Raw genomic sequence first — 23,971 nt, 5'->3', positions numbered from 1 at the left:
CCGCGCCGGCATGCGATACTCGGCACGCCACGCGCCGGCTTGCCGCCGCATGGAACCCTTGTGGGCCGCACGGGTCAATTTCCTTTCGTCAACAGATCAACAGCAATAGGGAGGCGTTCATGCTGCAATTCATCGAAACCCTGGTCGTCGGGCTCATCGTCGGCCTCCTCGCCCGCGCGCTCAAGCCCGGCGACGACAAGATGGGCATCCTGATGACGGCCGTGCTCGGCATCGTCGGCTCGCTGGTGGCAGGCTACGTCGGCCGCGCTGCCGGCTGGTACGCGCCGGGCCAGGGTGCGGGCTGGGTCGCATCGATCATCGGCGCGATCGTGCTGCTGGTGGTCGTCGGCGCGGTGCGCAAGCGGATGAACTGATCGCGCCGCCACACCGCATCACGCAGAACGGCCGCTCGTCATCACGAGCGGCCGTTTTCTTTTGGTGAACGACGATTCGGGCTACTGCCGATTCGTTGATTACGCAACGATTCACCCGCAACAGCCTGCTTCCGCCGGCAGCATCCCACTCCGCCTACTACACCGGCATTACCCCAACTTGCGGCCGCCCAAATTTGAGATAAATTGATTGAAGGAATACGCCGCAGTTTGCTTATTCCCATTACTTCCAATTTTTCATTCAAGAGACTCGATGGATTTGCCGTTTACGCAGTCAGCATCGCAGCGTTGACGGACTGCCACCCGAGCGGCCCCGCTGCGACGCGCTTCCTCTCTGGAGCCTGTCATGAAGCATCGCCTGTTCGCCGCCTCGTTCGCCCTGGCCGGCTCGCTTCTGGCCACGTCCTCATCCTTTGCCGCCGGTGCGTCCGGCACCATCTACTTCTCCGGCATGATCGTCGAGCCGCCCTGCTCGTTCGCGCTCGACGCGGCCGACGCCGCTCGTGCGAACGTGCGCCCCGACTGCCCGCGGCCGGCGACCGGCCAGATCGCGTTCGTCGACGCGGCGAGCCAGCGTTCGCTGAAGACCACGACCTTTACGCAGGCCTCGCGCGCAATCGTTTTACCGAACCGTCCGGGCAATAATCGCGCACCAATGATCGCCGTCGTGACGTACCAGTAATACCGGTTGCGCTCGCGGCACGCAGCACGCGGCGGGGCCAGCGCGGCCACACGTCAGTCGCGATGGCGCGCGATCCAGTCGCTGAACGCGCGGATCTTCTGCTGGTTGCCGATGTTCTCGGGATAGACGAAGAAGTAGCGTGCGCCGGTCTCGAGCACGATGTCGAACGGCCGTTCGAGCCGGCGCGCGCTGACGTCGTCGTCGACGAGCGTCACGTCGCCGATCGCGACGCCGAAGCCCTGCATCGCCGCGTTCGTCGCGAGATCGAGCGTGTCGAAGGTCGGCCCGCGCGCGGGATCGACGCCGCGCTCGCCCGCATGATCGAGCCAGGCACGCCAGTCGCGATGGTCGCGAGTCGGATGCAGCAGCGTATGGCGCGCGAGATCGCCCACCGCGTCGAGCGGCGACGCCTGCCGCAACTCGGGCGCGCACACGGGCGTCAGCCGTTCGTCGAACAGCGGCAACGCGAATACCCCCGCGCCCGGCGACGTGCCGTAGACGATCGCCGCGTCGAACGGCTCGGTCGAGAAATCGACGTCGTGCTGCCACGCGGTCGTGATCTGCACATGGAGATCGGGATGCTCGCCCTGGAAGCGCATGATGCGCGGCAGCATCCATCGAATCACGCAGGTCGGCACCTTCAGCGCGAGATCGGTGCGCTGACGCGTGAGCTTCATCGAGATGTCCTCGATCCGCGCGAAGCTCTCGTTGACCACCGGCAGCAGCTGCTCGCCCTCCGCCGTCAGCGTGAGGCCCTTCGCATGGCGCTTGAATAGCGGAAAGCCGTAATGCGCCTCGAGCGTCTGGATCTGCCGGCTCACCGCGCCCTGCGTGATGCATAGCTGCTCGGCCGCGCGCGTGAAGCTGCGGTGGCGAGCCACCGTCGAGAATATCTGCAGCGCGTGCAGGGGCGGAAGTCGGCGCATGAAAAGGCAGAAGAAACGGAAGGTCCGCGCGCCGACGCCGGCGCGCGCTGACCGACACGATAAGCCAAACGCCGGCTTTGCGCGAGGCGCGCGACGCTCAGGCCGTCGCGGCGAGTGCACCCGCCGCGATGCGCGCCGCCGATGCGACGACGTCCGCGCGAGCCGCCGCGTCGGCCTGCGGCTGCGTGAACGACACTGCCATCACGATCGGCGCGCGCGACGGCGGCCACAGCACCGCGACGTCGGTCGTCGTGCCGTACCCGCCCGTGCCGGCCTTGTCCGCGACGCGCCAGCCGCTCGGCACGCCCGCCGCGATGCCGGTCGCGCTGCGCGCGCCGCCGACCATCCACTCCGTCAGTTGCGCGCGCTGCGGTTCGCGCAGCGTGTCGCCGAGCAGCAGCCGCTGCAGCGTGTCGACCATCGCGACCGGCGTCGACGTGTCGCGTTCGTCATCTGGCGCGGCCTTGTTCAGTTCGGGTTCCCAGCGATCGAGGCGGAACGTCGTGTCGCCGCTCTCGTGCGCGAACGACGTGACGGCCTGCGGGCCGCCGAGCACGCCCATCAGCAGGTTGCCCGCGCCCTTGTCGCCCGAGCGCAGCATCGCCTCGCAAAGCTGCGCGATCGTCATGCCCGTGTCGACGTGGCTTTCCGTGATCGGCGAACCCGACACGACTTCGTAGCGGCGGTACAGGATGCGGCGCGGCAGCAGCGACGCGTCGAGCGAGCCGCGCGCGAGTATCGCGCCGGCCGCGACGACCGCATACGTGCCGCACAGAGGAAAGCGCTCGCGCGCGTGGTGGGCGATGCGCACGCCGTTCGACGTATCGAGCGCGGCGATGCCGAGCCGGCCGTTCGACGCTTTCTCGAGTGCGGCGAGTTCGGCTTGCGCGGCGTGGGCGCGCCCCTGGTCGGCGACTGGCGCGGACGTGCACGCGGCGACGAACGGTGCGGCAACGGCGGCAAGCAACAGCGAGCGGCGTGTCGGAGAGTGTTCCATGGATGAGGTGTGTTCTGTCGGAAACGATGGCACGAAGCAATACGGGCGCGCATCGGCGATGCACGCCCGTTCACGCCGACGGCCGGCCCGCGACGGCATTCGCCGCGCATCCCCGAGAGACGCCCGTCGGCCCCGCGCGAAGCGCGGGACTCGCAAACAGCCCCTAGCCTAGCAGCGACCGTCGTCGCGTTCCAGCAGAACGGCCCGGCTTCATCCTTGCGAAGAAGGCAGGTACGGCATCGGATTCACCGGCTTGCCGTCGCGCCGCACTTCGAACAGCAGCGCGACGCGCGAGTTGTCGATGTCGCCCATCTCGGCGATCTCGTCGCCCTGGCGCACGATGTCGCCCGTCTTCACGAGCACCTTGCGATTGTGCGCATAGGCGGTCAGGAAATCCGCGTTGTGCTGAACGATGATCAGGCTGCCGTAATCGTTCAGGCCGGTGCCCGCGTACATCACCCGGCCGTCGGCCGCGGCACGAACCGGGTCGCCCGGCCGGCCTGCGATCTGGATGCCGCGGTTCTGCCCCGGCCGGAACCCGTCGACGATCTTGCCGTTTGCGGGCCACTTGAGCGCGACACCGCCCGCATGCCGCTTCGTTTCCTTGACGACCTGACGGTCGCTCGCCGTCGATGCGGTTGCCGGTGCCGTTGCCTGATTACCGGCTACCGCACCGCTCGCGACGGCCGGCGCGGCGGCCTGCGTGCTGGCCGCGCCCGACGGCGGCAGCGGCTGCTGCCTGACGATGCGCAGCACCTGCCCCTTGCGCAGCTTGCCGTTCGCGCCCAGCTTGTTCCAGGTGCGCAGGTCGGCAACGCTGCAGCCATTCGCGGACGCGATGCCCGTCAGCGTGTCGCCGCGCTTCACGACGTACTTTTGCGCGACGAGAATCGGCGCCGGCGGCGGTGTGGCGGCCGACGGCGCAGCGACGGGCTGGCTCGACGGCGACGACTGCCCCGCCAGCGTGTCGCTCGGCGGGACGGACTGCGTATTTGCACAACCGGCCATGACGAGCACGGCGGCCAGGCCCGGCAGCCACGCCGCGTTGCGGCAAATCTCGCGCGTTTTCATGGACGATCAACTCCGATTTGACAATCTTTCAAGCATCTCAAAAACGGAACAGCCGACGTGTAACCGGATGCAAACAATGATGACAAACGATCACGAACCGGACGCCGGCCGGCATTCACTACCGGTAATACGGTCCGATCCCGAAAAACTTGATGGTCTTTTCACGTAAAAACGGAAGAATTTTCGTCTCGGCAGACTATGGCGGATTGATTTCAATAGGAGTGTGCCGCCGCGCTCAACGCAACCATGCGACGAATTCGGAACAGGCCCACGCGATGCCGATGCACAGGAACAACACATGCAACGCGATCTTGAACGACACTCCCCACGACGAATCGATCTGCATGACGGGCTCCCCGGTCGAGATGCGGCCATGATCGGGCATCGATCGTGCCCCGAAAATGCGGAACCGCCGAATCGGGCCTCAGGCTCCGCCTGAGACCGACACTGCGGTTCCTGCTAAGTTATCGGCCATTCCAACGCCATCGCTCCCCGCCCATCATGCGCTTCGACCTGACCGACCTGCGGCTCTTCCTGAACATCTGCGAGGCCGGCACGATCACGAGCGGCGCCGAGCGCACGCACATCACGTTGCAGGCCGCGAGCGAGCGCATCCGCGGCATGGAGGACGAGCTCGGCGTGCCACTGCTGCACCGGACCAAGTCGGGCGTGCAGGCGACCGATGCCGGCCGCGCGCTCGAACACCACGCGCGCACCGTGCTGCAGCAGATCGACCACATGCGCGGCGAACTGCAGCAATACGGGCAGGGGCTGCGCGGCCACATCCGGCTGCTGTGCAACACGGCGTCGTTGAGCGAATACCTGCCCGACGCGCTGGCCGACTACCTGCCGCATCATCCGAAGCTGTCGATCAGCGTCGAGGAGCGCTCGAGCCAGGAGATCGTGCATGCGATCCGCAACAAGACCGCCGAGGTCGGCATCGTTGCCGATTCGGTCGGGCTCGGCGGGCTCGAACAGAAGCCGTTCCGCGAAGACTGGCTGATCGCCGTCGTGCCGGCCGCGCATCCGCTCGCGTCGCACGACAAGGTCGCGTTCGACGCGATCGCCGATGCCGATTTCATCGGCCTTACCGACGGCAGCGCGCTGCAGGTGCATCTCGCCGACCAGGCGCGCGCGCTCGGCAAGCGGATCCGCTATCGCGTGCAACTGAAAAGCTTCGATGCGATCTGCCGCGTGATCGCGAGCGGCGTGGGCATCGGCATCGTGTCGCGGCACGCGGCCGAGCGTGCGATGCAGACGCTGGACGTGCGGCTCGTCGAGTTGTCCGATCCGTGGAGCCACCGAAAGCTGACGCTCTGCGCGCGGTCGTTCGATGCATTGCCGAAGTACACGCGGGAGTTCGTCGCGTTTTTGTCCGGCGGAGCAACGCCGCGGTGAAGCGCGCCGCATTCGATCTACCCCATCGGCACATGGGGGCACGGCCATGACCGACAGCGCTCTTACCACCCGCTACCGCGCTATATCGACTGCCTGAACCGGCAGGACTGGCCAGTGGCCGACAACGCGGCGATCGACGCACGGCTTTAGCAGCACCGGCCTGATTCATTTCGATCACTAGGGATAACGTTTTCTCTCAATATCCATCGAGAGCGCGTAGCAAGACAACCTTCCCGCCTGCCGCATTCACGCCTGCACCCCGTGCCGCGCCGCACCAATAAACGAAGAAATCCCCCGCAATTTCCGCGAAATTCCGATCTCTCCTCCACCCCTTCCGTTCCCACTATCCGGGTTTTTACCTGCGCCTCCGGCGTGAAAGTTCATTGACATCACGCCGATCGATGCCTAAATTAGGAAAACGTTTTCCAATGCATCAGCGCGACGCCGGTCACGGCCCGCGCAGGGAGAACGCTTGCCCGCTCGAGTTGTGATTCAGGCCATCCGTCGTCAGGGAACAGGGTTGCAAGGCGGAGGTCAGGTACGGGCGTCGAGCGCGGCAACGGTCACAACCTGCCCGTCCTTCATCACTATTCAAACTGGAGACACAATGCATCCGCGCAGCAGATTCGCGTTCGGCGCCGCGCTCAGCGCCCTTTCCGTCCTGTTCGTCAGCGCGTGCGGCGGCAACGACGTGACCGACACGCCGCCGCCGTCGCCGCCCCCGTCTTCGACACCCGCGCTCGCGGCGAACTCGCTGCAAGCGCTCGTCTACGGCGCGCCCGATACCAGCGTGCCGGCCGGCACGAACATTCCCGTCACGATGATGGGCCAGATGCGCGCGCTGTTCGACCTGATCCGGAAATCGCCCGACTTCACGCAGGTCGTGATGGATCTCGGCGACGGCACGCCGGTGCACGTGCTCGACACGAACACCGGCGACAAATTCCTGCCCGGCAAGCTCGCGCTCGGCCTGTCGTACATCCTGATCGACATGAAGTCGAAGGGCGACCCGCAATACGCGAGCTACCTCGCGACGTACCAGACGATCACGACCGCGATGATGGCGCAGTCGGGCGGCAACTACTCGTATGCGAATACGTCGTGGGGCGAGTACTACTACCTGGTCGCGCTGAACAACCTGAAGGCGCACGGGATGCTCAACGAAGTCTTCAGCGACGCAATGCTCGCGACGCTGCAGCAGCGGCTCACCTTCTGCGACATGTTCGGCCCCGACGCGAGCGGCAAGGCCAGCACGTGCCCGGCCGCCGGCACGCCGATCGACATCGCGTCGCTCAACACCGCACAGAACTACTATGCGGTGTCCTACGGAATCGCCGGGCTGCGGCAGAAGCTCGGCTGGAGCAGCCCGTCGTTCGCGTCGGCGACCGATCCGTCCGTCGCGACGATGGGCGCACGCGACGCGCTGCTGTACACGCTCACGAACCACATCCGCAAGGATTCGTCGGGCGGATTCTCGGACGAAGCGTCGAACACGCACACGACCTATTACGACCAGGCCCGCTTCGACCGCTACAGCACGCTGCTGATCGGCGAAGTGGTCGAGCGCACGTTCGAGATGGGTAACGAAGCGAATCTCACGCCGGAACTGAAGGGCTATTTGCGCAAGTCGGTCGACCTGATCCTGCCGCAACTGAACACCAACGGCCAGGGCTTCAACTACGGCCGCTCGATCGGCCCGTACGGCGATTCCGCGTTCATGGAAGTGCTGACGGCCGCGGCCAACGCCGGCGTGCTGTCCGACCAGGAGAAGCAGGTCGCGTACGCGTTTATCTACCGGGCCGCGAATCGCTTCGACACCTACTGGTACGACCCGTCGCTGCCGACGCCGTCGGTGAACATGTGGGTCAAGGGCCGCGGCACGGACGCGTATCGCGGCAAGCCGCGCGTGATGGGCGAGAACTTCAGCCTGCTGCACCAGTATCTGTACGTGAATGCGTGGTGGAACAAGCTCGGCTTCGGCGGCAAGGCGCCGATGGCCGATGCGGACTATAACGCGTGGCTCGACGCGCTGCCGCGCTACACGCTCACCTGGTACAACCAGCCCGGCGACACCGCGCACCCGTACAGCGCGGCGCTGCTCACCGTGCGCGACGGCCGGCGCGTGATCAACCTGAACCTCAGCCAGGCGCCCGACTACAACTCGTTCACGCCTTACTACCCGGTGCCGTTCTCCGACAAGCTGATCTACGGCACGACCGATCTCGGCTACGCGCTGCTGGTGCCGCAGGTGTCGTACAACGGGAAGACCTACATTCCCGTCACGTACTACAAGAACCTGAACGTGCAGCAGGCCAACGGCCAGGTAATCGTGTCGTTCGATACGACGAAGTTCCGCCTCGCGTCGAAGAACGCGGCGTACACGACCGATCTCGGCTTGCAGGTGCATACGGTGCTGACGTTCGCGCACGGCACGGTCGCGCGCAGCGATACGCTGAGTTCGGGTACGCTCGCCGGCAACCTGTCGGTCGAGACGGACTTCACGTCGTTCGCGGATTTCGCGTCCACGCAGGCCAACGGCGACGGTGTGTCGGTCACGTACGCGAACAGCGCCGCGACCGGCTATGCGGCGTCCGGGTTCGACAACTGCGTGCTGTCCGCCTTCGACACGGTGAACGGCACGACGAATCCGTTGTCGACGACGCCGATCGGCCAGTTGCATTCGAACTTCGCGTGCACGACGAAGCCGTTTGCGCTCGGCGCGGGCGCGACCCGCACGTTCGGTTGGACGCTGAAATACGCCGATCCGGCCTGAGCGGTGTAACCACCATCCCGTGACGGTTCCCGAAGCCGGCAGCAGAAACCGGCTTCGGGACGTTCGGGCCAGCGAGCATCACGCGCCTCGACGAGGCTGGCTCACAGCCGGCCCGAAGCGGCCATGTACGCGCCGAGCGCAATCAGCCCGACAAAGAAGCTGCGCCTGAACGCCTTCTCGCTCATCACGCGCCGCGCGTATTGCCCGCCGGCCATTCCGGCCAGCGCCGGCACGAGTGCGAGCGCCGACACGCCGAGATCGACCGTCTGCAGCGCGCCCGTCACGCGCAACTGCAAGCCGAGCGCGATCGTCGATGCGGTAAACGACAGCCCGAGCGCCTGGATCAGGTCGTCCTTCGACAGCCGCAGCGCCTGCAGGTACGGCACGGCCGGCACGACGAACACGCCGGTCGCGGCCGTCACGACGCCCGTCAGGTAACCGACCACGGCCGACAGCCATGTTTCGTGACGCCCCGGCGCGGGCAGCCGCGCGGCGGCCAGCCCCCACAGCCCGTAGGCGATCAGTACCACGCCCAGCGCCGCATGCGTCCACGTGCTGCCGGCCGCGAGCGCGGGCAGCCCACCCGTCAGCGTGCCGATCGCGAGACCGGCGAGCAGTGGCCACAGCCGGCGCAGCAGCGGCCCGAACGAAGGGCCGAGCCACAACTGCCACACATTGGTCATGAACGACGGCACGAGCAGCAGGCTCGCCGCGGCCGACGGCGGCATCGCGAGCGTCAGCAGCCCCATCGCGATCGTCGGCAGGCCGAGCCCGATCATTCCCTTCACCGCGCCGGCCAGCAGGAAAACCAGCACGATGATCGTCAGCGTATAAGTTTGCATGGAGGGCGTTCCGTCTGGTCGAGTACGGCGCCGATGGTGAACCGCCGTCGGCCCGCCCGCCATCTGGTTTTGCCTGAGGCTGGCTAGGGCCTGTCGGACGGGCCTGTCAGGCCCGCCGTTCAGGCCCCATGGATTACCCCCGTGCCTGCTCGCTGTCGAGGTGAGCCATCTGTGCGGCCGGATAGCGGTCACCGGCAGCCGCCCCGGCGGGAACCGCCGCTTCGATGCGTGCGAGATCATTGACCGTTAGTTGCAATTCAGGCGCGTGCAATGCATCCTGAAGTTGCGTGCGCTTGCGCGCGCCGATCAGCGGCACGATGTCGGCGCCGCGCGACAGCACCCACGCGATCGCGACCTGGGCCGGATTGCTGCCCTTCTCGTCGGCGATCGCGCGCAGCGCATCGACGAGCGCGAGGTTGTGCGCGAGGTTCTCGCCCTGGAAGCGCGGGCTCGCCGCGCGGAAATCCCGCTCGCCCTGCCGCGCGGCGCTCCAGCGGCCGCCGAGCAGCCCGCGCGACAGCACGCCGTAGGCCGTCACGCCGATCCCGAGTTCGCGGCACGCGGGCAGGATCTCGGCCTCGATACCGCGCGACAGCAGCGAGTATTCGATCTGCAGGTCGGAGATCGGCGCGACGGCCGCCGCGCGGCGGATCGTATCGGCGCCGGCTTCGGACAGCCCGATATGGCGCACGTACCCGGCCTTCACGAGATCGGCGATCGCGCCGATCGTCTCCTCGATCGGCACGGCCGGATCGACGCGCGACGGCCGGTAGATGTCGATGTAGTCGGTGCCGAGCCGCTTCAGCGAATACGCGACGAAGTTCCGGATCGCGTCGGGCCGCGCGTCGTAGCCGGCAAACCCGCCGGCCGGATCGCGCAGCGCGCCGAACTTCACGCTGATCAGCACCTGGTCGCGCGCCCGGCCGCGCAGTGCGTCGCGGATCAGCATCTCGTTGTCGCCCATCCCGTAGAAATCGCCGGTGTCGAGCATCGTGATCCCGCTGTCGAGCGCCGCGTGCAGCGTCGCGATGCTTTCGTCGCGGTCGGCCGGCCCGTAGAAATCCGACATTCCCATGCAGCCGAGTGCGAGCGCCGAAACCTGCGGGCCCGTGCGGCCCAGTTGACGCGTGTCCATGTCCATTTCCTTCAGTGGTGAGTGGGTGGACCGGATTGTCGGCGCATCGCGGCGCGCGATAAACGCGAAACGCTCCACCAAACCATTCGACGCTGATTAACAATGGAGCCTGTTCCAACCCGCCGACGCCCCACCCCGCATGGACCATCTGCAAGCAATGCGCATCTTCGCGCGCGTCGCCCATCTCGGCAGCTTCACGAAAGCGGCCGAGCAACTGCAACTGCCGCGCCCGACGGTCAGCAACGCCGTCCAGTATCTGGAAAAGCACCTGAATATCCGCCTGCTGCAGCGCACGACGCGGCGCGTCGCGCTGACCGCCGAGGGCACGACCTATTACGAGCGCTGCGTGCAGCTGCTGGCCGATCTCGACGATGCGGAATCGCTGTTCGAGGACGCCCGCGCGTCGCCGCGCGGCGTGATCCGCGTCGACCTGCCCGAGCGCTTCGCACTGAACCAGGTGATCCCGGCGCTGCCGGATTTTCATGCGCGCTACCCCGGCCTGCGCGTCTCGATCAGCACGACCGACCGCTTCGTCGATCTCGTCTCCGACGGCATCGACTGCGCGGTGCGGGTCGGCGTGCTGTCCGACACGTCGCTCGTCGCGCGGCGCATCGGCGAGATGGCGCAGATCAACTGCGGGTCGCCCGCGTATCTCGCGCGCCACGGCACACCGAGATCACCGGACGAGCTGCCCGACCACGTCGCGGTCGGCTATTTCTCGAGCCGCACGGGCCGCGAGCTGGACTGGGAATATGCGGACATGGATACGGGCGAGCTGCACACGGTGAAGATGCAAAGCATCGTGTCGGTCAACAGCTCGCAGGCGTATCTCGCGTGCTGTCTCGCGGGCCTCGGGCTGATCCAGGCGCCGCGCGACGGGCTCGCGCCGCTGCTCGCCGACGGCTCGCTGGTCGAGGTGCTGCCGGAATGGCATGCCGAGCCGCTGCCCGTATCGGTGGTGTTCCCGCACGGGCGCCATCTCGCGCCGCGCGTGCGGATCTTTGTCGACTGGCTCGCGGAAACGCTCGGCGGCATGCGCCAGCCGAACTGACGACCGGCACCGGGGCACTCGGCCCCGGCCGCCGCCCGGTCAGAACTTGTGGCGGATCGCGGCGCGCACCGCGAACTGGTTCGACGACGACGACGGGCCGTCCGTCCCGACGACGTAGCCGCCGTCGGCCGCCGTGCCGGTCTTGTCGCCGCCGACCTTCTGCCACGCGCCCTGCAGATAGACGTCGGTGCGCTTCGACAGGCTGTAGTCCGCCATCAGGCCGACCGTGTGGTACTTCGGCTTGAACGAGCCGGCCGCGGCATCGAACTTGCCGTCCGTGTACACGTACTGCGCGCCGAGATAGAAATCGGGTGTGAGCTGGTACTTGCCGTTGATCTCGAAGTTCTGGAACTTCGTCGCGGTCAGCCCGAGGCCGGCGAACGTCGAGGCCGGCAGGTAGACGGTCGACACCGGGTTCTTCACGTCCGTCTTCGTATAGACGAAGCCGACCGTTGCCGGGCCGAACGTATAGTTGACGCCGCCGCCGAAGATGCGCAGGCGGTCGGCGACGAAGTTCGCGTCGTCGGCCGCGATCGCGCCCGCGCTGCCGACGCCCGGGTTGTTCGCCTGCAGGTAGGCGGCCGCGACCTGCAGCCCGGCCAGCGAATACTGCGCGCCGATGCTGTACTGGCGGTTGTTCGAGAAACCGGTGCTGTTGCTGAAGCTGTACGTGCCGCCGAACGTCAGGCCGTTCCAGTCGGCGCTCGCGTACTTGACCGTGTTGTTGACGCGGAACGAGTTGTCCGTGTTGTCGTTGTCGAACGGGTGCGAGAACAGCGTGCCGCCCCAGTTGCCGTTCGCGGTCAGCGGCGCGAGATAGTCGACGACGGAATCGTACTGGCGGCCGAAGGTCAGCGTGCCGAAGCGCGACTCGCTCAGCCCGACGAACGCCTGGCGGCCGAACATGCGGCCGCCCTGGTTGAGCCGGCCGTTGTTCACGTCGAAACCGTTTTCCAGCGTGAAGATCGCCTTGAGCCCGCCGCCGAGATCCTCGCTGCCCTTCAGGCCCCAGCGGCTGCCCTGCGCAAAACCGCTCGCGAGTTGGTAATTCGTCTTTCCGACCCCATTGACGTTCACGTTGTTCGTGTAATTGAAGCCTTCGTCGATCAGGCCGTACAGCGTCACGCTGTTCTGGGCAAAGGCCGGCGCGGCGAAAGCGGCGAGCGCGGCGGCAAAAATGACGTGCTTCTTCATGACGGTTCTCCGGAGCCGAGGGCCGGGCGGGCCGAGCGCCCGGCGAATGTTTGGTCTGTTTTGTAGGTGGCCCGCAGGGCGGACGACGCGGTGTGCGGCCGCGTAACGACAAAATGGTGTCACGTCGCAAACCGTCCGTCCATCGGGGTAAGGAAACCGCGCGCAAAGCGTTGCGCTCTCCCAACTGCCCCGTTGCGCCGACAGCCTGACCGGGCTTGTCGGCAGCGGCGAAACGGCCCGCCATCCGCGTAAACCCGATAGGCGCCGCATCGGTGGCACAATGCGCATCCGTTCGCCATTTCTTCACGAAGTCATGCTTCACCCAGATTCATGCGCGGCGTGTGCCGGCCGCGCACGCGGCCCGCGCCGGGCGGCGGTCCGATGACCGCGCCTGCCCGGGCCGGCCGCTACGCCGAGCTCGATTTCTTCCGCGGCCTCGTGCTGCTCGTCATCGTCGTCGACCACATCGGCGGCAGCATCCTGTCGCGCGTGACGCTGCACGCGTACGCGCTGTGCGACGCGGCCGAGGTATTCGTGTTCCTCGGCGGCTTCGCGACCGCGATCGCGTACAACTCGCTCGCCGAGCGGCACGACGAGGCCGCCGCGCGCCAGCGCTTCATCCGGCGCGCGTTCGAGATCTACCGCGCGTTCCTCGTGACGGCCGGCCTGATGCTGCTGATCACGGCCGCGCTGAGCGCGTTCGCGATCGACGGCCCGAACATGCCGACCAACGACCTCGACGGCCTGCTCCACAAGCCGCTCGCCGCACTGCGCGACATCCTGCTGTTCCGCCGCCAGCCGTACCTCGCGTCGGTGCTGCCGATGTACGCGTTCTTCGCGCTGCTCGTCCCGCTCGCACTGCCGCTCGCGCGCACGCAGCCGTGGCTGATGCTCGCGTTCAGCGGATCGCTGTGGTACGCGGCGCCGCACGTCGCGCGCTTTTTGCCGACCGTCGAAGGCGCGCCGTGGGACTTCAACCCGTTCGCGTGGCAGTTCCTGTTCGTGCTCGGCGTGATCGCGCGCTGCCAGCCCGTCTACCAGACGCTCGCACCCAAGCCGCAGGGCTGGCTGCTCACGGCCGCCTCGCTCGCGATCGTCGCCGCCGGCGCGTACTACCGGCTGCGCATCGAGCCGTTCCCGACCGATCCGTCGATCAAGCAGAATCTCGGCGCGCTGCGGCTCGTGAACTTCCTCGCGATCGCGTGGCTCGCGGCCAAGCTCGTGCACCTCGGCTGGATGAAGAAGGTCGCGCACGCGATGCCGTGGATCGGCACGATCGGCCGGCAGGGGCTGCTGTGCTTCGTCGCGGGCACCGGCATCTCGCTCGCGGTCGATTCGCTGCTTTACCAGGCGACCGAAGGCTATCTCGACGTGCCGCTCGGCCTGACCGCCGATGCGGTCGCGATGGGCCTGCTGTATCTCGTCGCCAAACTCTACGGGCCGCTCGTCGCGCGGCTGCCGTTCCGTTCGCGGCAATGATGCGCCGCGCCGTCACGCGCCGCTGCTACGATAGCCGGCGCCTCTCCTGAAACGATTCGCCATGCGCCGACTCGCCCTACCGTTCGCCGCCGCCCTGATCGCCGGCTCCATCGCCACCGCCCGCGCCACGCCGCCCGCGCCGACGGTGTCGCCCGCGCCGCCGTTGGCCACGCAGGCAGCCCAGGTCACGGCCGCCCAAGAGCCGCCGGTCAATCCGGGCAGCAGCGTCGTGCTGCGCACGTTCCGGTCGGCATCGCTGAAGCGCGACTGGTCGTACACGGTCTACCTGCCGCCCGGCTATAACCCGGAAGGCGCGCGCTACCCGGTGATGTACCTGCTGCACGGCAATGCCGGCAACGCGAACGACTGGATCACGCAGGGCCGGCTGCAGGCCACCACCGACACACTGATCGAGCGCCGCGAGATTCCGCCCGTCGTGATCGTGATGCCGCAGGGCGGCACCGACTGGTACGTCGACCGCAAGGAGAAGATGCAGAGCGCGCTCCTCAACGACCTGCTGCCCGAAGTCGAAGCGCACTTCGCGGTGTCGAACCAGCGCGCGGGCCGCGCGATCGGCGGCGTGTCGATGGGCGGCTTCGGTGCGCTGCGCTTCTCGCTGCTCGAACCCGGCCTGTTCTGCGGCGCGATGCTGCTGAGCCCCGCGATCTATGCGAACGAGCCGCCGCTGAATTCCGCCGCGCGCTATGTCGGCGTGTTCGGCGACCGGCAGTTCGACTCGCGCGTGTGGCACGAGCTCAACTACCCGGCGCTGATGCGCGGCTATTTCGCGCGTAGCTGGCGCGTGCCGATGTTCATCGCGGCCGGCGACGACGACCTGACGATCCAGGCGGAATCGAGCGTGCTGTACACGCAGCTGCGCCGTGCGCAGAACCCGGCCGAGCTGCGCATCGTCGACGGCGGGCATACGTGGGACGTGTGGCGCGGGCTGCTCGGGCAGGGGTTGAAGTACGCGCTCGAGTGCGTGAAGTGACGGTCAGTCCGGACGGGCTCGCGCTTGCTTGCGTCCGTTGTCTCCCGGCACAAACGCGCGGGGCTGGCCGCGCCGTGGTGCCAGGCACCGATCACCGCGCGACGAACGGCATGGCCAGTTGCCCGAATGCCCCGTTCTGGTAGGCGTCGATCCGGTCGTCGAGCTGCGCGCGCGTATTCATCACGAACGGGCCGTGCCTGGCGATCGGCTCCCGCAACGCGGCACCGGACAGCACGACGAAGTGCGCATCGTCGTCGGCAACGATGCGAATCCACGCACCGTCACCCGGAGCGTCACGGTCGAACATGATGCCGACCGCGTCGCCGGCCTTCAGGCTGCTCGCGGCCGCGTCGACCTCCACGCGCAGCGCCCCGGAAACCGCATGGATCGTTGCATTCCATCCGCGCGGCAACACATGGTCGAACGACGACGCGCGCGACAGGAATCCGTCCAGCAACGTGAACGGCTCGGGAAGTTTCTCCGTGACGGGCGCGCTCACGCCGTTGCTGCTGCCCGAGACGACACGCACCCGCACGCCGGGTGCCGTGAATTCCGGGATTTCATGCGGCTCGACATGGACGGCATAAGGTGCGTCGTACTTTTTCGCGGCCGGGAGGTTCACGAAAATCTGCAGCGCATGGACACGATGCCCGTCGCCTTCCGGCTGCTCCGTATGCACGGCGCCGCGGCCGGCGGCAAACCAGTGCAGCGCGCCCGGTTCGATGGGCCCGTGATTGCCGAGCGAGTCGTGATTGACATGCGCGCCCGTTGCATCCTCGAACACGTACGTCACGGCCGAGATGCCCGCATGCGGATGCGGGTCGAAGGTCGGCGCCGTCATCTCGAAGTGATCGAGCATGATGACCGGGTCCATCGCCCCGCCGAACATGCCCTCGTCGAAATTCCTGGCGCTGAATGATTCGCCGATGGTCAGATCGCGACCGGTAACGACGCGCGACATCCGCACAAATTCGTTCATCGTGGTGCTCCTTGCTGGATATCCGTTTCCTTCACGATTGCCGGGCGAGGACGGCACGCGCCCTCGCCGGCCTCGCGAAACCACCTGCCCCATCACTTGCCCGATGCGCTCTTGAGCTGCCAGACCAGGTTCGCGAACGGCATGTCGAGGTCCGCATACACCTGCTGCGCCTTCGGATCGACGTTGCCGTGCAGCAGCTCGACACCCACCGTCGCGTAGTCGGTCACGGGAATGCCGACGCCCGCGAGACGCTGCAGCCCGGCTGTGCGCTTCGCGTCGCTGAACGTTCCGGAAGCGTCGAGCACCACGCGCGGATCGTAGCCGGCAGCCTTGAGCGACAGCGCCGGGAACGTCGCGCACACCTCCAGCGACACGCCGGCGATGACCACCTGCTTGCGGCCCGTCTTCTCGATCGCGGCCCGCACGTTCGGGTCGTCCCACGCGTTGATCGACGTGCGGCTGATCACCGGCACGCCGGGCAGCGCCGCCTTCAGTTCGGGGATGGTCGGGCCCCACATGCCGTCGGGCATCGTCGCGGTGACGATGACCGGGATGCCGAGCGTCTTCGCGGCCTTTGCCAACGCGACCACGTTGTGTCGGAGCTGCCCGACGTCGATGTCGCGTACGCCCGTGAACAGGCCAACCTGGTGATCGACCAGCAGCAGCACGGTGTTGTCGCGCGACAGCAGCGAATACGGCGCGCCCGACGGTGCGACCGCGACGGGTGCTGACGCGGGCGCGGTTGCCGGTGCGGCTTCGGCAGCCAGCGCAGCCGTGCCGGCCGTACCGGCAACCGCGATGGCGGCAACCGCGGCTTTCAGAAGGGAGAAGCGTTTCATGATGTCTTTCCTCACGTTGATGTCGGGTGACGGATCGGCGGGACCGATGTGCCGGCCGAATCGCCCGGTGCCTGTCAGCGCCGGTTGGAAAGAATGATATTTACGCAACGACAAATGATAAATACACTGCAAATCAACCCATCGTTTCCATATAGAAACGATTTGTCGACGTTTTCTCCCTGGCGAATCCCGAATGAATCCGGCCTCCTCCGATCTGAACGACCTCTACCTGTTCGCGAAGGTCATCGAGCATCGCGGCTTCACCGCGGCGGGCGACGCGCTCGGCGTCAGCAAGTCACATATTTCCCGGCGCATCACCGATCTGGAAGCCCGTCTCGGCACCCGGCTGCTGCAGCGCACCTCGCGCCGGCTCAGCTTGACGGACGCCGGCGAAGCGCTCTACGTGCATTGCCGCGCGATGATCGACGAGGCGCTGGCCGGCGAGGAAGCCGTGCGACGCCGCACCGCCGAGCCGTCGGGGCTGGTGCGCGCGAGCATGCCGATCGCGATCACGGATATCGTGCTGGCCGGCCTGCTGCCCCGTTTCATGCAGCGCTATCCGAAGGTCCGGCTCGCGCTGCAGGCTAGCCATCGGCAAGTCGATCTCGTCGACGAACACATCGACGTGGTGGTACGCGGAATGGGTTTCGACGTCGAATCGTCGAGCCTCGTTCAGGTTCCGTTGTGCACTGCGCGCTGGGGGCTGGTCGCGAGCCCTGCGTATCTGGCGGCAACCGGTCCGATCGATACGCCCGCCGCGCTCCCCGAAGACGATTTCCTGATCCATGCGCCGATCGGCGACCCGGCCGCCGCGCTGCGGTTGATCGGCGCCAACGCCGACGTCGTCACGCGGACGATCCGGCCGCGCGTGCAGAGCGACAATGTCGCGACGCTGAAGCAAGCCGCGTTGGCCGGGATGGGGATCGCGAGCCTGCCACTGTATGCATGCCGCGCCGAAATCGCATCCGGCGCGCTGCAGGTCGTGCTGCCGACCTGGCGCTCGCGGGAAGGACGGCTCGTGCTGCTGTTCCCGACGCGGCGCGGCATGATGCCGGCCGTGCGCGCGCTGGTCGACTTTCTGAAGGAAGAACTGCCGCCGTTGCTGGGCTGAGCTATGCGGGTGCATGAAGCGATACGCCGGCGGCACGTACATGGCTGCACGGGACGGCCGCCTGACTTCGCCCGGCTACGTGGACATGGAGATCGCCGCCCTCCGGCATGACCGATTCAAAGCCACGTACCGCCCTGCCGCTCGCTCGGCTCCTCGGCGAGCGCGTCGAAATCGTGAATCCAGTCCAGGTGATGCAGCACGCTGTCGCGTTCGGCCAGACGCGCGTTGCGCGCCTGCGCGGCCGGCCCGTCGGGCAGGTGCAGCACGTCGGCCGCGGAAATCGACGCGTACTGCACCTTGCGCGTACGGCCGCGACGCAGGCGTTCGTACGCTTCCTGCGCTTCGCGCCAGTTGCCCGGGCCGGCCTTCGCGAGTTGCGCCGCCAATACCACCGCATCCTCGATCGATTGATTCGCGCCCTGCCCGTGATGCGGCACCAGCGCGTGCGCGGCATCGCCGATCAGCGTCACGCGCCCGCGGCTCCAGCGGCCGAGCGGCGGCCGATGGAACAGCCCCCAGCGCTGGCTGATCGGCACGGCGGTGATCATCTGCACCACCGCGGGATGCCAGCCCTTGAACACGCGCAGTTGCTCGCCCTCTTCCGCCGGCATGACCCAGTCGCGCGACGGCCACGGTGACGGGTGACGCTCGACCAGCAGGAAATTCTGGTCGCCGTTGTCGCCGATCGGATAGTGCAGCAGATGCCCGTGCGGCCCGACCCAGAACTGGATCGTGTCGGGATCGGGCAGCAGGTCCATGCGCTCGGCCGGCACCACGCCGCGAAAGCCCGAGCAGCCCGAATACAGCACATCGTCGTAACCGAGCATCCAGCGCCGCGTGATCGAGCGCGCGCCGTCCGCGCCGATCACGAGATCGGCTTCGACGCGCTCGCCGTTGTCGAATGACAGCACGACGCGATCGTCGTGCTGCGCGAGATCGACCAGCCGATGGCCGAGATGGATGCAGTCGAGACCGACCGCCTTCGACAGCACGGCCTGCAGATCGGCGCGATGCACGCCCCAGTAAGCGCCGCCGAATTGCCGGCGATAGTCGGGTTCGCCGCGATGATGGCCGATCACCGCGCCGCTGCGCCCGTCGCGATACACGAGGCCCGGGATGTCCGCGCACACCGCGTCGAAGGCCGCGCGCAAGCCCATGCGTTCGTAGAAGCGCGTCGCGTTGGCCGACAGCGCGACGGCCGCGCCGACTTCGCGCAACGCGTCGGTCTGCTCGTAGAGCTGCGCGTCGATGCCGTGCTCGCGCAGGGCGAGCGCGAGCGTCAGGCCGCCGATGCCGGCGCCGACGATCGCGATCTTCAGGTTCGTCTGCATGATGAAGGTGTCTCCGATATTCAGATGTGGGGTCTGTGGGCCGCGCAGCAGTGGCGTCGAATGCATGCGCCGTATCGGTAGTTTCAGGAGTGGACATTCATCCCGCAATAAAATGAAATGAATCTGCTTCATCACCGAATGCAATGAGCCCGGCAATGCGAGACCCATGGAACTGAGCGAGATCGACCTGAACCTGTTGCTGCTTTTCCAGCGGCTGATGCAGGAGCGGCGCGTATCGAGCGTCGCCGAACAGATGAACATGAGCCAGCCGGGCGTCAGCAATGCGCTCGCGAAGCTGCGCCGCCGGCTCGGCGATCCGCTGTTCGTGCGCGGGCCGGGCGGCGTGGTGCCGACGCCGTTCGCGCTGCGCCTGGCGGAGCCCGTGTCGCACGCGCTCGCGACGCTGCACGCCGCGCTCAATCCCGAGACCGGTTTCGATCCGCTGCGCGCCACCCGCACGCTGACGATCGGCATGACCGATATCGGCGAAGTCGTGTTCCTGCCCGCGCTGCTCGAACACCTGTCGCACGCGGCGCCGGGCATCGCACTCAATACCGTGCGCAACACGAGCGTCAACCTGAGCGACGAGATGGCCGACGGCCGCGTCGATCTCGCGATCGGCCTGCTGCCGCAGCTCAAGGGCGGGTTCTATCAGCGCCGGCTGTTCGATCAGCGTTATGTGTGCCTGTTCCGGCACGGGCATCCGCTCGAGGATGCGTCGTTGACGGTCGAGGCATGGCGCGACGCCGAGCACCTGGTCGTGATGTCCGCCGGCACCGGCCACGGGCAGGTGGACGAATGGCTGAAACGGCGCCGCGTGAAGCGCCGGGTGCGGCTGACGGTGCCGCATTTCATGAGCGTGGGCTACATCCTGCAGCGCACCGACCTGATCGCGACCGTGCCGGAGCATCTCGCGCTGCAGCTCGCCGCGCCGTTTTCGCTCGGCTGGCGCGCGCTGCCCGTCACATTGCCCGGTGCGCCGATTCATATGCTCTGGCACACGCGAGTCAATCAGGACGAAGGGAACCGGTGGTTGCGCGGCGTGGTGGTCGACCTGTTCGCGGAGACGGGCGCGCGGGCGCGGAAGGCTGCACCCGGACGGAAGAAATAGTCGCGGCTATCGCGCAATCGAGCGGGCGGTACGATGTCGCTTGAACTTGCGCGCGGTGCGCTTCGAATCCATTGCCTCCGATGACATTGGTCGCCGCCTCTTTCCTCATTCAACCAGCAGGAAATCAAGCCATGTCTGTCACGAAGAAATTCGCAGCCGTCACGGGCGCCGGATCCGGCATCGGCCGCGCGGCGGCCATCGCGCTCGCCCAAGCGGGATTCACCGTCGCGCTGCTAGGACGCAATGAAGCATCGTTGCGCGAAACGCAGGACGCCATCCGCGCCGCCGACGGCGACGGCGACGCGCACGTGTTTCCCGCCGACGTCACCGACGAAGCGTCGGTCGACCACGCGTTTGCGCAAATCGCGCAGCAGTTCGGCCGGCTGGACGTGCTGTTCAACAATGCCGGACGCAACGCCCCGCCCGTTTCACTCGGCGAATACGAATTCGACGTGTGGAACGGCGTCGTCGCGACGAACCTGACCGGCGTCTTTCTGTGCGCACGGGCCGCATGGCGCCTGATGAAAGCGCAAACGCCGCAGGGCGGCAGGATCATCAACAACGGCTCGATCTCGGCGCACGCGCCGCGCCCCGATACGATCGCGTACACGGCCACCAAGCATGCGGTGACCGGAATCACCAAGTCGCTCGCGCTGGACGGCCGCGCGTACAATATCGCGTGCGGCCAGATCGACATCGGTAACGCGGCGACGTCGTTCACTGAGCGGATGACGCAAGGCGTCCCGCAGGCGGACGGCAGCCTGGCGCCCGAGGCGCGCATGGACGTCGCGCATGTCGCGAACGCGGTCGTCCAGATGGCGAATCTGCCGCTGGACGCGAACATCCTGAACATGACGATCATGGCAACCGCGATGCCTTTCGTAGGGCGCGGATAAACGCGGGCGGTGTGGGAGACAGGCCCTGCGCGAGCAAGTGTCGTCACGCGCCGGGAGACGCCACCCGCTACAGCGGACCGCGTCTTGGAAGTCGATGCTCGCCGTCGCTCAGGCCAATGCGCGTGCGCTGCCGGATAAATACAAACTCACTCAAACATCCGGATCCGGAATCCGCGCCGACTGGATCACGACCAGCGTATCGCCCTTCTCGATCCGGCACGGCGGGTCTTCATAAAACGACTGGATCTTGCCGCAGCGATCGAGCCCGACCACGATCGCGCCCGGCACGACATTGGTCATGCAGCCGATCTCGTGCGGCAGCGCCTCGCGCTCGATCAGCGTCGCGCGCCCGCGCGTCGACAGCATGTCGTTCACGAACGGCACGATGTAGCGGCTATGCACCGCATCCGCGAGCAGCAACGCGCCGATCTTCGTCGACGACACGATCACGTCCGCGCCGGCCTGCCGCAGCTGTCGCTGATACAGGTTCTCCTGGATCCGCACGACGATCTTCGTCTCGGGCGCGATGCTGCGCACCGACAGCGTCAGCAGGATCGCGGTCGGATCGTCGGTCACCGAGATGATCACGGCCTTCGCCGCGCGCACCTGTGCCTGCTGCAGCAGATCCTCGTGCGCGGGATCGCCGAGCAGCCCCGTCACGCCAAGCGACGTCGCGGCCTCGAGCGCCTGCTGCTGCGAATCGATCACGATGATCGTCGCGGCATCGACGCCGCTCTCGAGCAGTTCGCGCACGGCGATCGACCCCGACAGGCCGTAACCGCACACGACGATATGATCGGACAATTGCTTTTGCAGGCGTTTCATGCGGAATTCCTCGATGACGCGCTGGATCACGAACTGATACGCCGTGCCCAGGAAAATGAACCAGATGACGATGCGGATCGGCACGATGAAGAACGCATCGATCAGGCGGGCGCGCGCGGTGACGGGCACGATGTCGCCGTAGCCGACCGTCGCGACGGTGACCATCGTGAAGTACACGAGATCGGCGACGGTCATCGGCGTGCTCTTGGTCGAATCGCGCAGGCCGTCGCGATCGAGATACAGCACGAGGAACGCGAGCATGCACAACAGCGCGACCGCACCGACACGGAACAGCAGCGTGCGTCGCGGCGACGTCGCGGGACGCGTGAACAGCATGCGCGCACGCGGCGCCTGCCACGGATTGCGGGCGCGACGCAGGCGTGAGCGCAACGAGCGGCGCTGGGCGGAAGGCGAGGCCAACGGGAATCTCCTGAAGGATGCGGGCTCGATTCTACGACGGGAAGGCGGCGATCCGACCCGACATCATTGCATCGATTCGTCCGCTACAGCATGCTGCGCGGCCGCACCATCGTCCCGTCGACGAAACGCTGCGCGCGAAACGCCGACAGGTCGAGCGACGGCGCACCCGTGTCGATCCATTCGGCAAGCAGCCGGCCCACGATCGGCCCCATCGCGAAACCATGACCGCAGAACCCCGTCGCGATCGCGAGCCCCGACGGCACGCCCGGCGCATCGATCACCGGAATGCCGTCGGGCAGCACGTCGATCAGGCCGGCCCATGCCTCGACGATCTGCGCGTCCTTCAGCGCGGGGAAGATCGCCTTGAGCTTCGCGAGCGCGCGCGGCGCATGCGCGCGATTCGGCTGCGGCTGCGGATCGCGCGGCTCGATCGGTCCGGTCGCGCCGTTGATGCGCGCGAGCGCATCGCGCCACGCGGCCGAATTCAGGTGCAGCCGGAATTTGTCGCGCTGCGACCAGAACTCCGGCCAGAACAGGCTCAACCCGCGCAGGTGGCCAAGCGTCAGGTCGACGTCGACCTGCATGTCGTCGGCGAGATTGATCGCGCCGTTCTTGCGCTGCCGGATGCCGAGGCCGTGCCCCCACACCGTCGACGCCGATACCGGCGGCACCACGTTGGTGCGCATGCAGGTGCCGCGCACGGCCTGCTGCGGCAGCCGGATGCCGACGCCGTCGAGCAGCCGGAAGCTGGTCGCGCCGGCCGCGCAGATCACGCGTCGCGTGCGGATCGTGCCGCGCTCGGTCGCGACGCCGACGACCGCGCCGCCGGCCGTCTCGATCGCCGTCACGCCGCAGCCTTCGAAGAAGCGCGCGCCGGCCTCGATTGCACGCGCGGCGAACGCAGCGGCCACGCGGCGCGGCTCGGCCTGCCCGTCGGTCGCGGTATACAGCCCGCCGAGCGTGCGCGCCTGCGGCGAAAGGCCGCTGACGCGCTCGTCGATCTGCGCGCGCGTCAGCGTGCGCGTATCGAGCCCGTGCTCGCGTGCAACGGAGAGCCACGCGTTGAACGACGCCCAGTCCGTTTCGTTGTCCGCAATATAGAGACAGCCGCCCTGCCGCCATTCGAGATCGAAACCGAGGGTTTCCTCTAACCCCTCCCAGATCCGCATGCCGGCCATCATCAGCGGCACTTCGGCGGCTTCGCGGCCCTGCTGCCGCACGAAGCCCCACGCGCGCGTCGACTGCTGTCCGGCGATGCGCGATTTGTCGAGCACGACGGCCTTCAGGCCACGTAGACCGAGGTAATACGCGGCCGCGCAGCCCATGATGCCGGCGCCGGCGATCACGACGTCGGCCTCGGCCGGAGGCGCCGTTTCGGCGCGGGTCAATGCATCGTGCAGCGGATAGGTTGTCGTCATTGCTTCCTGTCGGGGGGTTAATACATTCGAGATACGGGCTGTCGCGGTAACGTCGTGACACACCTTTCACACAAACGCACCTTTCATGACACTGAATGACGACCATTTTG

21 protein-coding genes are annotated in these 23,971 nt (G+C 67.1%); 10 read left to right on the top strand and 11 right to left on the bottom strand.

What is annotated here, in order from left to right; all coding sequences use genetic code 11:
- The first annotated feature begins 119 nt into the window (after positions 1-119).
- Together OEJ37_RS20770 and OEJ37_RS20765 are read left to right on the top strand one after the other, a co-directional pair.
- On the top strand, positions 120-374 hold the full coding sequence (locus OEJ37_RS20770; RefSeq protein ID WP_263345294.1) for a GlsB/YeaQ/YmgE family stress response membrane protein: 255 nt from the start codon (positions 120-122) through the stop codon (positions 372-374).
- 364 nt (positions 375-738) lie between these two features.
- Entirely contained in the window at positions 739-1,074 is a 336-nt protein-coding gene (locus OEJ37_RS20765) for a type 1 fimbrial protein (protein WP_174416903.1), read from the top strand.
- Positions 1,075-1,127: 53 nt separating this feature from the next.
- On the opposite strand, the gene OEJ37_RS20760 is transcribed toward OEJ37_RS20765, so the two are convergent.
- From OEJ37_RS20760 to OEJ37_RS20750, 3 genes are all read right to left on the bottom strand, one after another.
- Positions 1,128-2,000 carry a LysR substrate-binding domain-containing protein gene (locus OEJ37_RS20760; RefSeq protein WP_152857136.1) on the bottom strand — a complete coding sequence of 291 codons (873 nt, stop codon included), beginning with the start codon at positions 1,998-2,000 and terminating at the stop codon, positions 1,128-1,130.
- 97 nt (positions 2,001-2,097) lie between these two features.
- The gene (gene bla / locus OEJ37_RS20755; protein WP_263345293.1) at positions 2,098-2,997 is read right to left on the bottom strand and encodes a class A beta-lactamase; all 900 of its coding nucleotides are present in this window, start codon (positions 2,995-2,997) and stop codon (positions 2,098-2,100) included.
- A 210-nt stretch (positions 2,998-3,207) separates the two neighbouring features.
- Positions 3,208-4,068 carry a peptidoglycan DD-metalloendopeptidase family protein gene (locus OEJ37_RS20750; RefSeq protein WP_175918135.1) on the bottom strand — a complete coding sequence of 287 codons (861 nt, stop codon included), beginning with the start codon at positions 4,066-4,068 and terminating at the stop codon, positions 3,208-3,210.
- A gap of 501 nt (positions 4,069-4,569) precedes the next feature.
- Here OEJ37_RS20750 and OEJ37_RS20745 point away from each other — a divergent pair.
- Positions 4,570-5,466 (top strand): LysR substrate-binding domain-containing protein, encoded by an 897-nt coding sequence (locus OEJ37_RS20745; RefSeq protein WP_263345292.1) that lies wholly within the window; start codon positions 4,570-4,572, stop codon positions 5,464-5,466.
- Between the two features lie 607 nt (positions 5,467-6,073).
- The gene (locus OEJ37_RS20740; protein ID WP_263345290.1) at positions 6,074-8,239 is read left to right on the top strand and encodes a hypothetical protein; all 2,166 of its coding nucleotides are present in this window, start codon (positions 6,074-6,076) and stop codon (positions 8,237-8,239) included.
- Positions 8,240-8,340: 101 nt separating this feature from the next.
- On the opposite strand, the gene OEJ37_RS20735 is transcribed toward OEJ37_RS20740, so the two are convergent.
- Together OEJ37_RS20735 and OEJ37_RS20730 are read right to left on the bottom strand one after the other, a co-directional pair.
- Positions 8,341-9,081 carry a sulfite exporter TauE/SafE family protein gene (locus tag OEJ37_RS20735; RefSeq protein WP_263345288.1) on the bottom strand — a complete coding sequence of 247 codons (741 nt, stop codon included), beginning with the start codon at positions 9,079-9,081 and terminating at the stop codon, positions 8,341-8,343.
- 133 nt (positions 9,082-9,214) lie between these two features.
- Positions 9,215-10,216 carry an aldo/keto reductase gene (locus OEJ37_RS20730; protein ID WP_174416909.1) on the bottom strand — a complete coding sequence of 334 codons (1,002 nt, stop codon included), beginning with the start codon at positions 10,214-10,216 and terminating at the stop codon, positions 9,215-9,217.
- 139 nt (positions 10,217-10,355) lie between these two features.
- On the opposite strand from OEJ37_RS20730, the gene OEJ37_RS20725 reads away from it, so the two are divergent.
- The gene (locus OEJ37_RS20725; protein WP_174416910.1) at positions 10,356-11,267 is read left to right on the top strand and encodes a LysR family transcriptional regulator; all 912 of its coding nucleotides are present in this window, start codon (positions 10,356-10,358) and stop codon (positions 11,265-11,267) included.
- 39 nt (positions 11,268-11,306) lie between these two features.
- On the opposite strand, the gene OEJ37_RS20720 is transcribed toward OEJ37_RS20725, so the two are convergent.
- Complete coding sequence (locus OEJ37_RS20720; protein WP_174416911.1) at positions 11,307-12,461, bottom strand: porin; 1,155 nt, start codon at positions 12,459-12,461, stop codon at positions 11,307-11,309.
- A gap of 381 nt (positions 12,462-12,842) precedes the next feature.
- Between OEJ37_RS20720 and OEJ37_RS20715 the strand changes: the two genes are divergently transcribed.
- A complete protein-coding gene (locus tag OEJ37_RS20715) occupies positions 12,843-13,940 on the top strand; it encodes an OpgC domain-containing protein (RefSeq protein WP_174416912.1) in 1,098 nt (365 codons plus the stop codon).
- 61 nt (positions 13,941-14,001) lie between these two features.
- A complete protein-coding gene (locus tag OEJ37_RS20710; protein ID WP_263345287.1) occupies positions 14,002-14,931 on the top strand; it encodes an alpha/beta hydrolase in 930 nt (309 codons plus the stop codon).
- A 91-nt stretch (positions 14,932-15,022) separates the two neighbouring features.
- Here OEJ37_RS20710 and OEJ37_RS20705 read toward each other — a convergent pair whose 3' ends face one another.
- Together OEJ37_RS20705 and OEJ37_RS20700 are read right to left on the bottom strand one after the other, a co-directional pair.
- Positions 15,023-15,910 (bottom strand): pirin family protein, encoded by an 888-nt coding sequence (locus OEJ37_RS20705; RefSeq protein ID WP_263345286.1) that lies wholly within the window; start codon positions 15,908-15,910, stop codon positions 15,023-15,025.
- Between the two features lie 92 nt (positions 15,911-16,002).
- Positions 16,003-16,749, bottom strand: a complete 747-nt coding sequence (locus tag OEJ37_RS20700; protein ID WP_263345285.1) for an isochorismatase family protein — start codon at positions 16,747-16,749, stop codon at positions 16,003-16,005.
- 193 nt (positions 16,750-16,942) lie between these two features.
- Between OEJ37_RS20700 and OEJ37_RS20695 the strand changes: the two genes are divergently transcribed.
- Positions 16,943-17,860 (top strand): LysR substrate-binding domain-containing protein, encoded by a 918-nt coding sequence (locus tag OEJ37_RS20695; RefSeq protein WP_263345284.1) that lies wholly within the window; start codon positions 16,943-16,945, stop codon positions 17,858-17,860.
- Between the two features lie 116 nt (positions 17,861-17,976).
- Here the strand turns inward: OEJ37_RS20695 and OEJ37_RS20690 are convergent, their stop codons facing one another.
- Positions 17,977-19,191: an FAD-dependent monooxygenase gene (locus OEJ37_RS20690; RefSeq protein ID WP_263345283.1), complete on the bottom strand. Its 1,215-nt coding sequence runs from the start codon at positions 19,189-19,191 to the stop codon at positions 17,977-17,979.
- A gap of 166 nt (positions 19,192-19,357) precedes the next feature.
- On the opposite strand from OEJ37_RS20690, the gene OEJ37_RS20685 reads away from it, so the two are divergent.
- Together OEJ37_RS20685 and OEJ37_RS20680 are read left to right on the top strand one after the other, a co-directional pair.
- Complete coding sequence (locus OEJ37_RS20685; RefSeq protein WP_263345282.1) at positions 19,358-20,302, top strand: LysR family transcriptional regulator; 945 nt, start codon at positions 19,358-19,360, stop codon at positions 20,300-20,302.
- A 131-nt stretch (positions 20,303-20,433) separates the two neighbouring features.
- Entirely contained in the window at positions 20,434-21,198 is a 765-nt protein-coding gene (locus tag OEJ37_RS20680; RefSeq protein WP_263345281.1) for an SDR family oxidoreductase, read from the top strand.
- Positions 21,199-21,348: 150 nt separating this feature from the next.
- Here the strand turns inward: OEJ37_RS20680 and OEJ37_RS20675 are convergent, their stop codons facing one another.
- Positions 21,349-22,443: a potassium channel family protein gene (locus OEJ37_RS20675; protein WP_263345280.1), complete on the bottom strand. Its 1,095-nt coding sequence runs from the start codon at positions 22,441-22,443 to the stop codon at positions 21,349-21,351.
- 83 nt (positions 22,444-22,526) lie between these two features.
- The gene (locus OEJ37_RS20670; RefSeq protein WP_263345279.1) at positions 22,527-23,861 is read right to left on the bottom strand and encodes an NAD(P)/FAD-dependent oxidoreductase; all 1,335 of its coding nucleotides are present in this window, start codon (positions 23,859-23,861) and stop codon (positions 22,527-22,529) included.
- Between the last annotated feature and the right edge of the window lie 110 nt (positions 23,862-23,971).

Origin of the sequence: Burkholderia sp. BKH01, assembly GCF_025685725.1 — a bacterium.
Lineage (GTDB): Bacteria > Pseudomonadota > Gammaproteobacteria > Burkholderiales > Burkholderiaceae > Burkholderia > Burkholderia pyrrocinia_C.
The sequence above is the reverse complement of the archived record's forward strand: the minus strand, read 5'-3'. Positions and strand labels throughout refer to the sequence as shown.

Coding starts and splice junctions, on each gene's coding strand:
- OEJ37_RS20670 (WP_263345279.1), bottom strand. CDS start 23,861: ATGACGACAACCTATCCGCTGCACGATGCATTGACCCGCGCCGAAACG.
- OEJ37_RS20735 (WP_263345288.1), bottom strand. CDS start 9,081: ATGCAAACTTATACGCTGACGATCATCGTGCTGGTTTTCCTGCTGGCC.
- OEJ37_RS20710 (WP_263345287.1), top strand. CDS start 14,002: ATGCGCCGACTCGCCCTACCGTTCGCCGCCGCCCTGATCGCCGGCTCC.
- OEJ37_RS20745 (WP_263345292.1), top strand. CDS start 4,570: ATGCGCTTCGACCTGACCGACCTGCGGCTCTTCCTGAACATCTGCGAG.
- OEJ37_RS20750 (WP_175918135.1), bottom strand. CDS start 4,068: ATGAAAACGCGCGAGATTTGCCGCAACGCGGCGTGGCTGCCGGGCCTG.
- OEJ37_RS20705 (WP_263345286.1), bottom strand. CDS start 15,910: ATGAACGAATTTGTGCGGATGTCGCGCGTCGTTACCGGTCGCGATCTG.
- OEJ37_RS20765 (WP_174416903.1), top strand. CDS start 739: ATGAAGCATCGCCTGTTCGCCGCCTCGTTCGCCCTGGCCGGCTCGCTT.
- OEJ37_RS20690 (WP_263345283.1), bottom strand. CDS start 19,191: ATGCAGACGAACCTGAAGATCGCGATCGTCGGCGCCGGCATCGGCGGC.
- OEJ37_RS20700 (WP_263345285.1), bottom strand. CDS start 16,749: ATGAAACGCTTCTCCCTTCTGAAAGCCGCGGTTGCCGCCATCGCGGTT.
- OEJ37_RS20695 (WP_263345284.1), top strand. CDS start 16,943: ATGAATCCGGCCTCCTCCGATCTGAACGACCTCTACCTGTTCGCGAAG.
- OEJ37_RS20770 (WP_263345294.1), top strand. CDS start 120: ATGCTGCAATTCATCGAAACCCTGGTCGTCGGGCTCATCGTCGGCCTC.
- OEJ37_RS20760 (WP_152857136.1), bottom strand. CDS start 2,000: ATGCGCCGACTTCCGCCCCTGCACGCGCTGCAGATATTCTCGACGGTG.
- OEJ37_RS20685 (WP_263345282.1), top strand. CDS start 19,358: ATGGAACTGAGCGAGATCGACCTGAACCTGTTGCTGCTTTTCCAGCGG.
- OEJ37_RS20715 (WP_174416912.1), top strand. CDS start 12,843: ATGACCGCGCCTGCCCGGGCCGGCCGCTACGCCGAGCTCGATTTCTTC.
- OEJ37_RS20720 (WP_174416911.1), bottom strand. CDS start 12,461: ATGAAGAAGCACGTCATTTTTGCCGCCGCGCTCGCCGCTTTCGCCGCG.
- OEJ37_RS20725 (WP_174416910.1), top strand. CDS start 10,356: ATGGACCATCTGCAAGCAATGCGCATCTTCGCGCGCGTCGCCCATCTC.
- OEJ37_RS20730 (WP_174416909.1), bottom strand. CDS start 10,216: ATGGACACGCGTCAACTGGGCCGCACGGGCCCGCAGGTTTCGGCGCTC.
- bla (WP_263345293.1), bottom strand. CDS start 2,997: ATGGAACACTCTCCGACACGCCGCTCGCTGTTGCTTGCCGCCGTTGCC.
- OEJ37_RS20680 (WP_263345281.1), top strand. CDS start 20,434: ATGTCTGTCACGAAGAAATTCGCAGCCGTCACGGGCGCCGGATCCGGC.
- OEJ37_RS20740 (WP_263345290.1), top strand. CDS start 6,074: ATGCATCCGCGCAGCAGATTCGCGTTCGGCGCCGCGCTCAGCGCCCTT.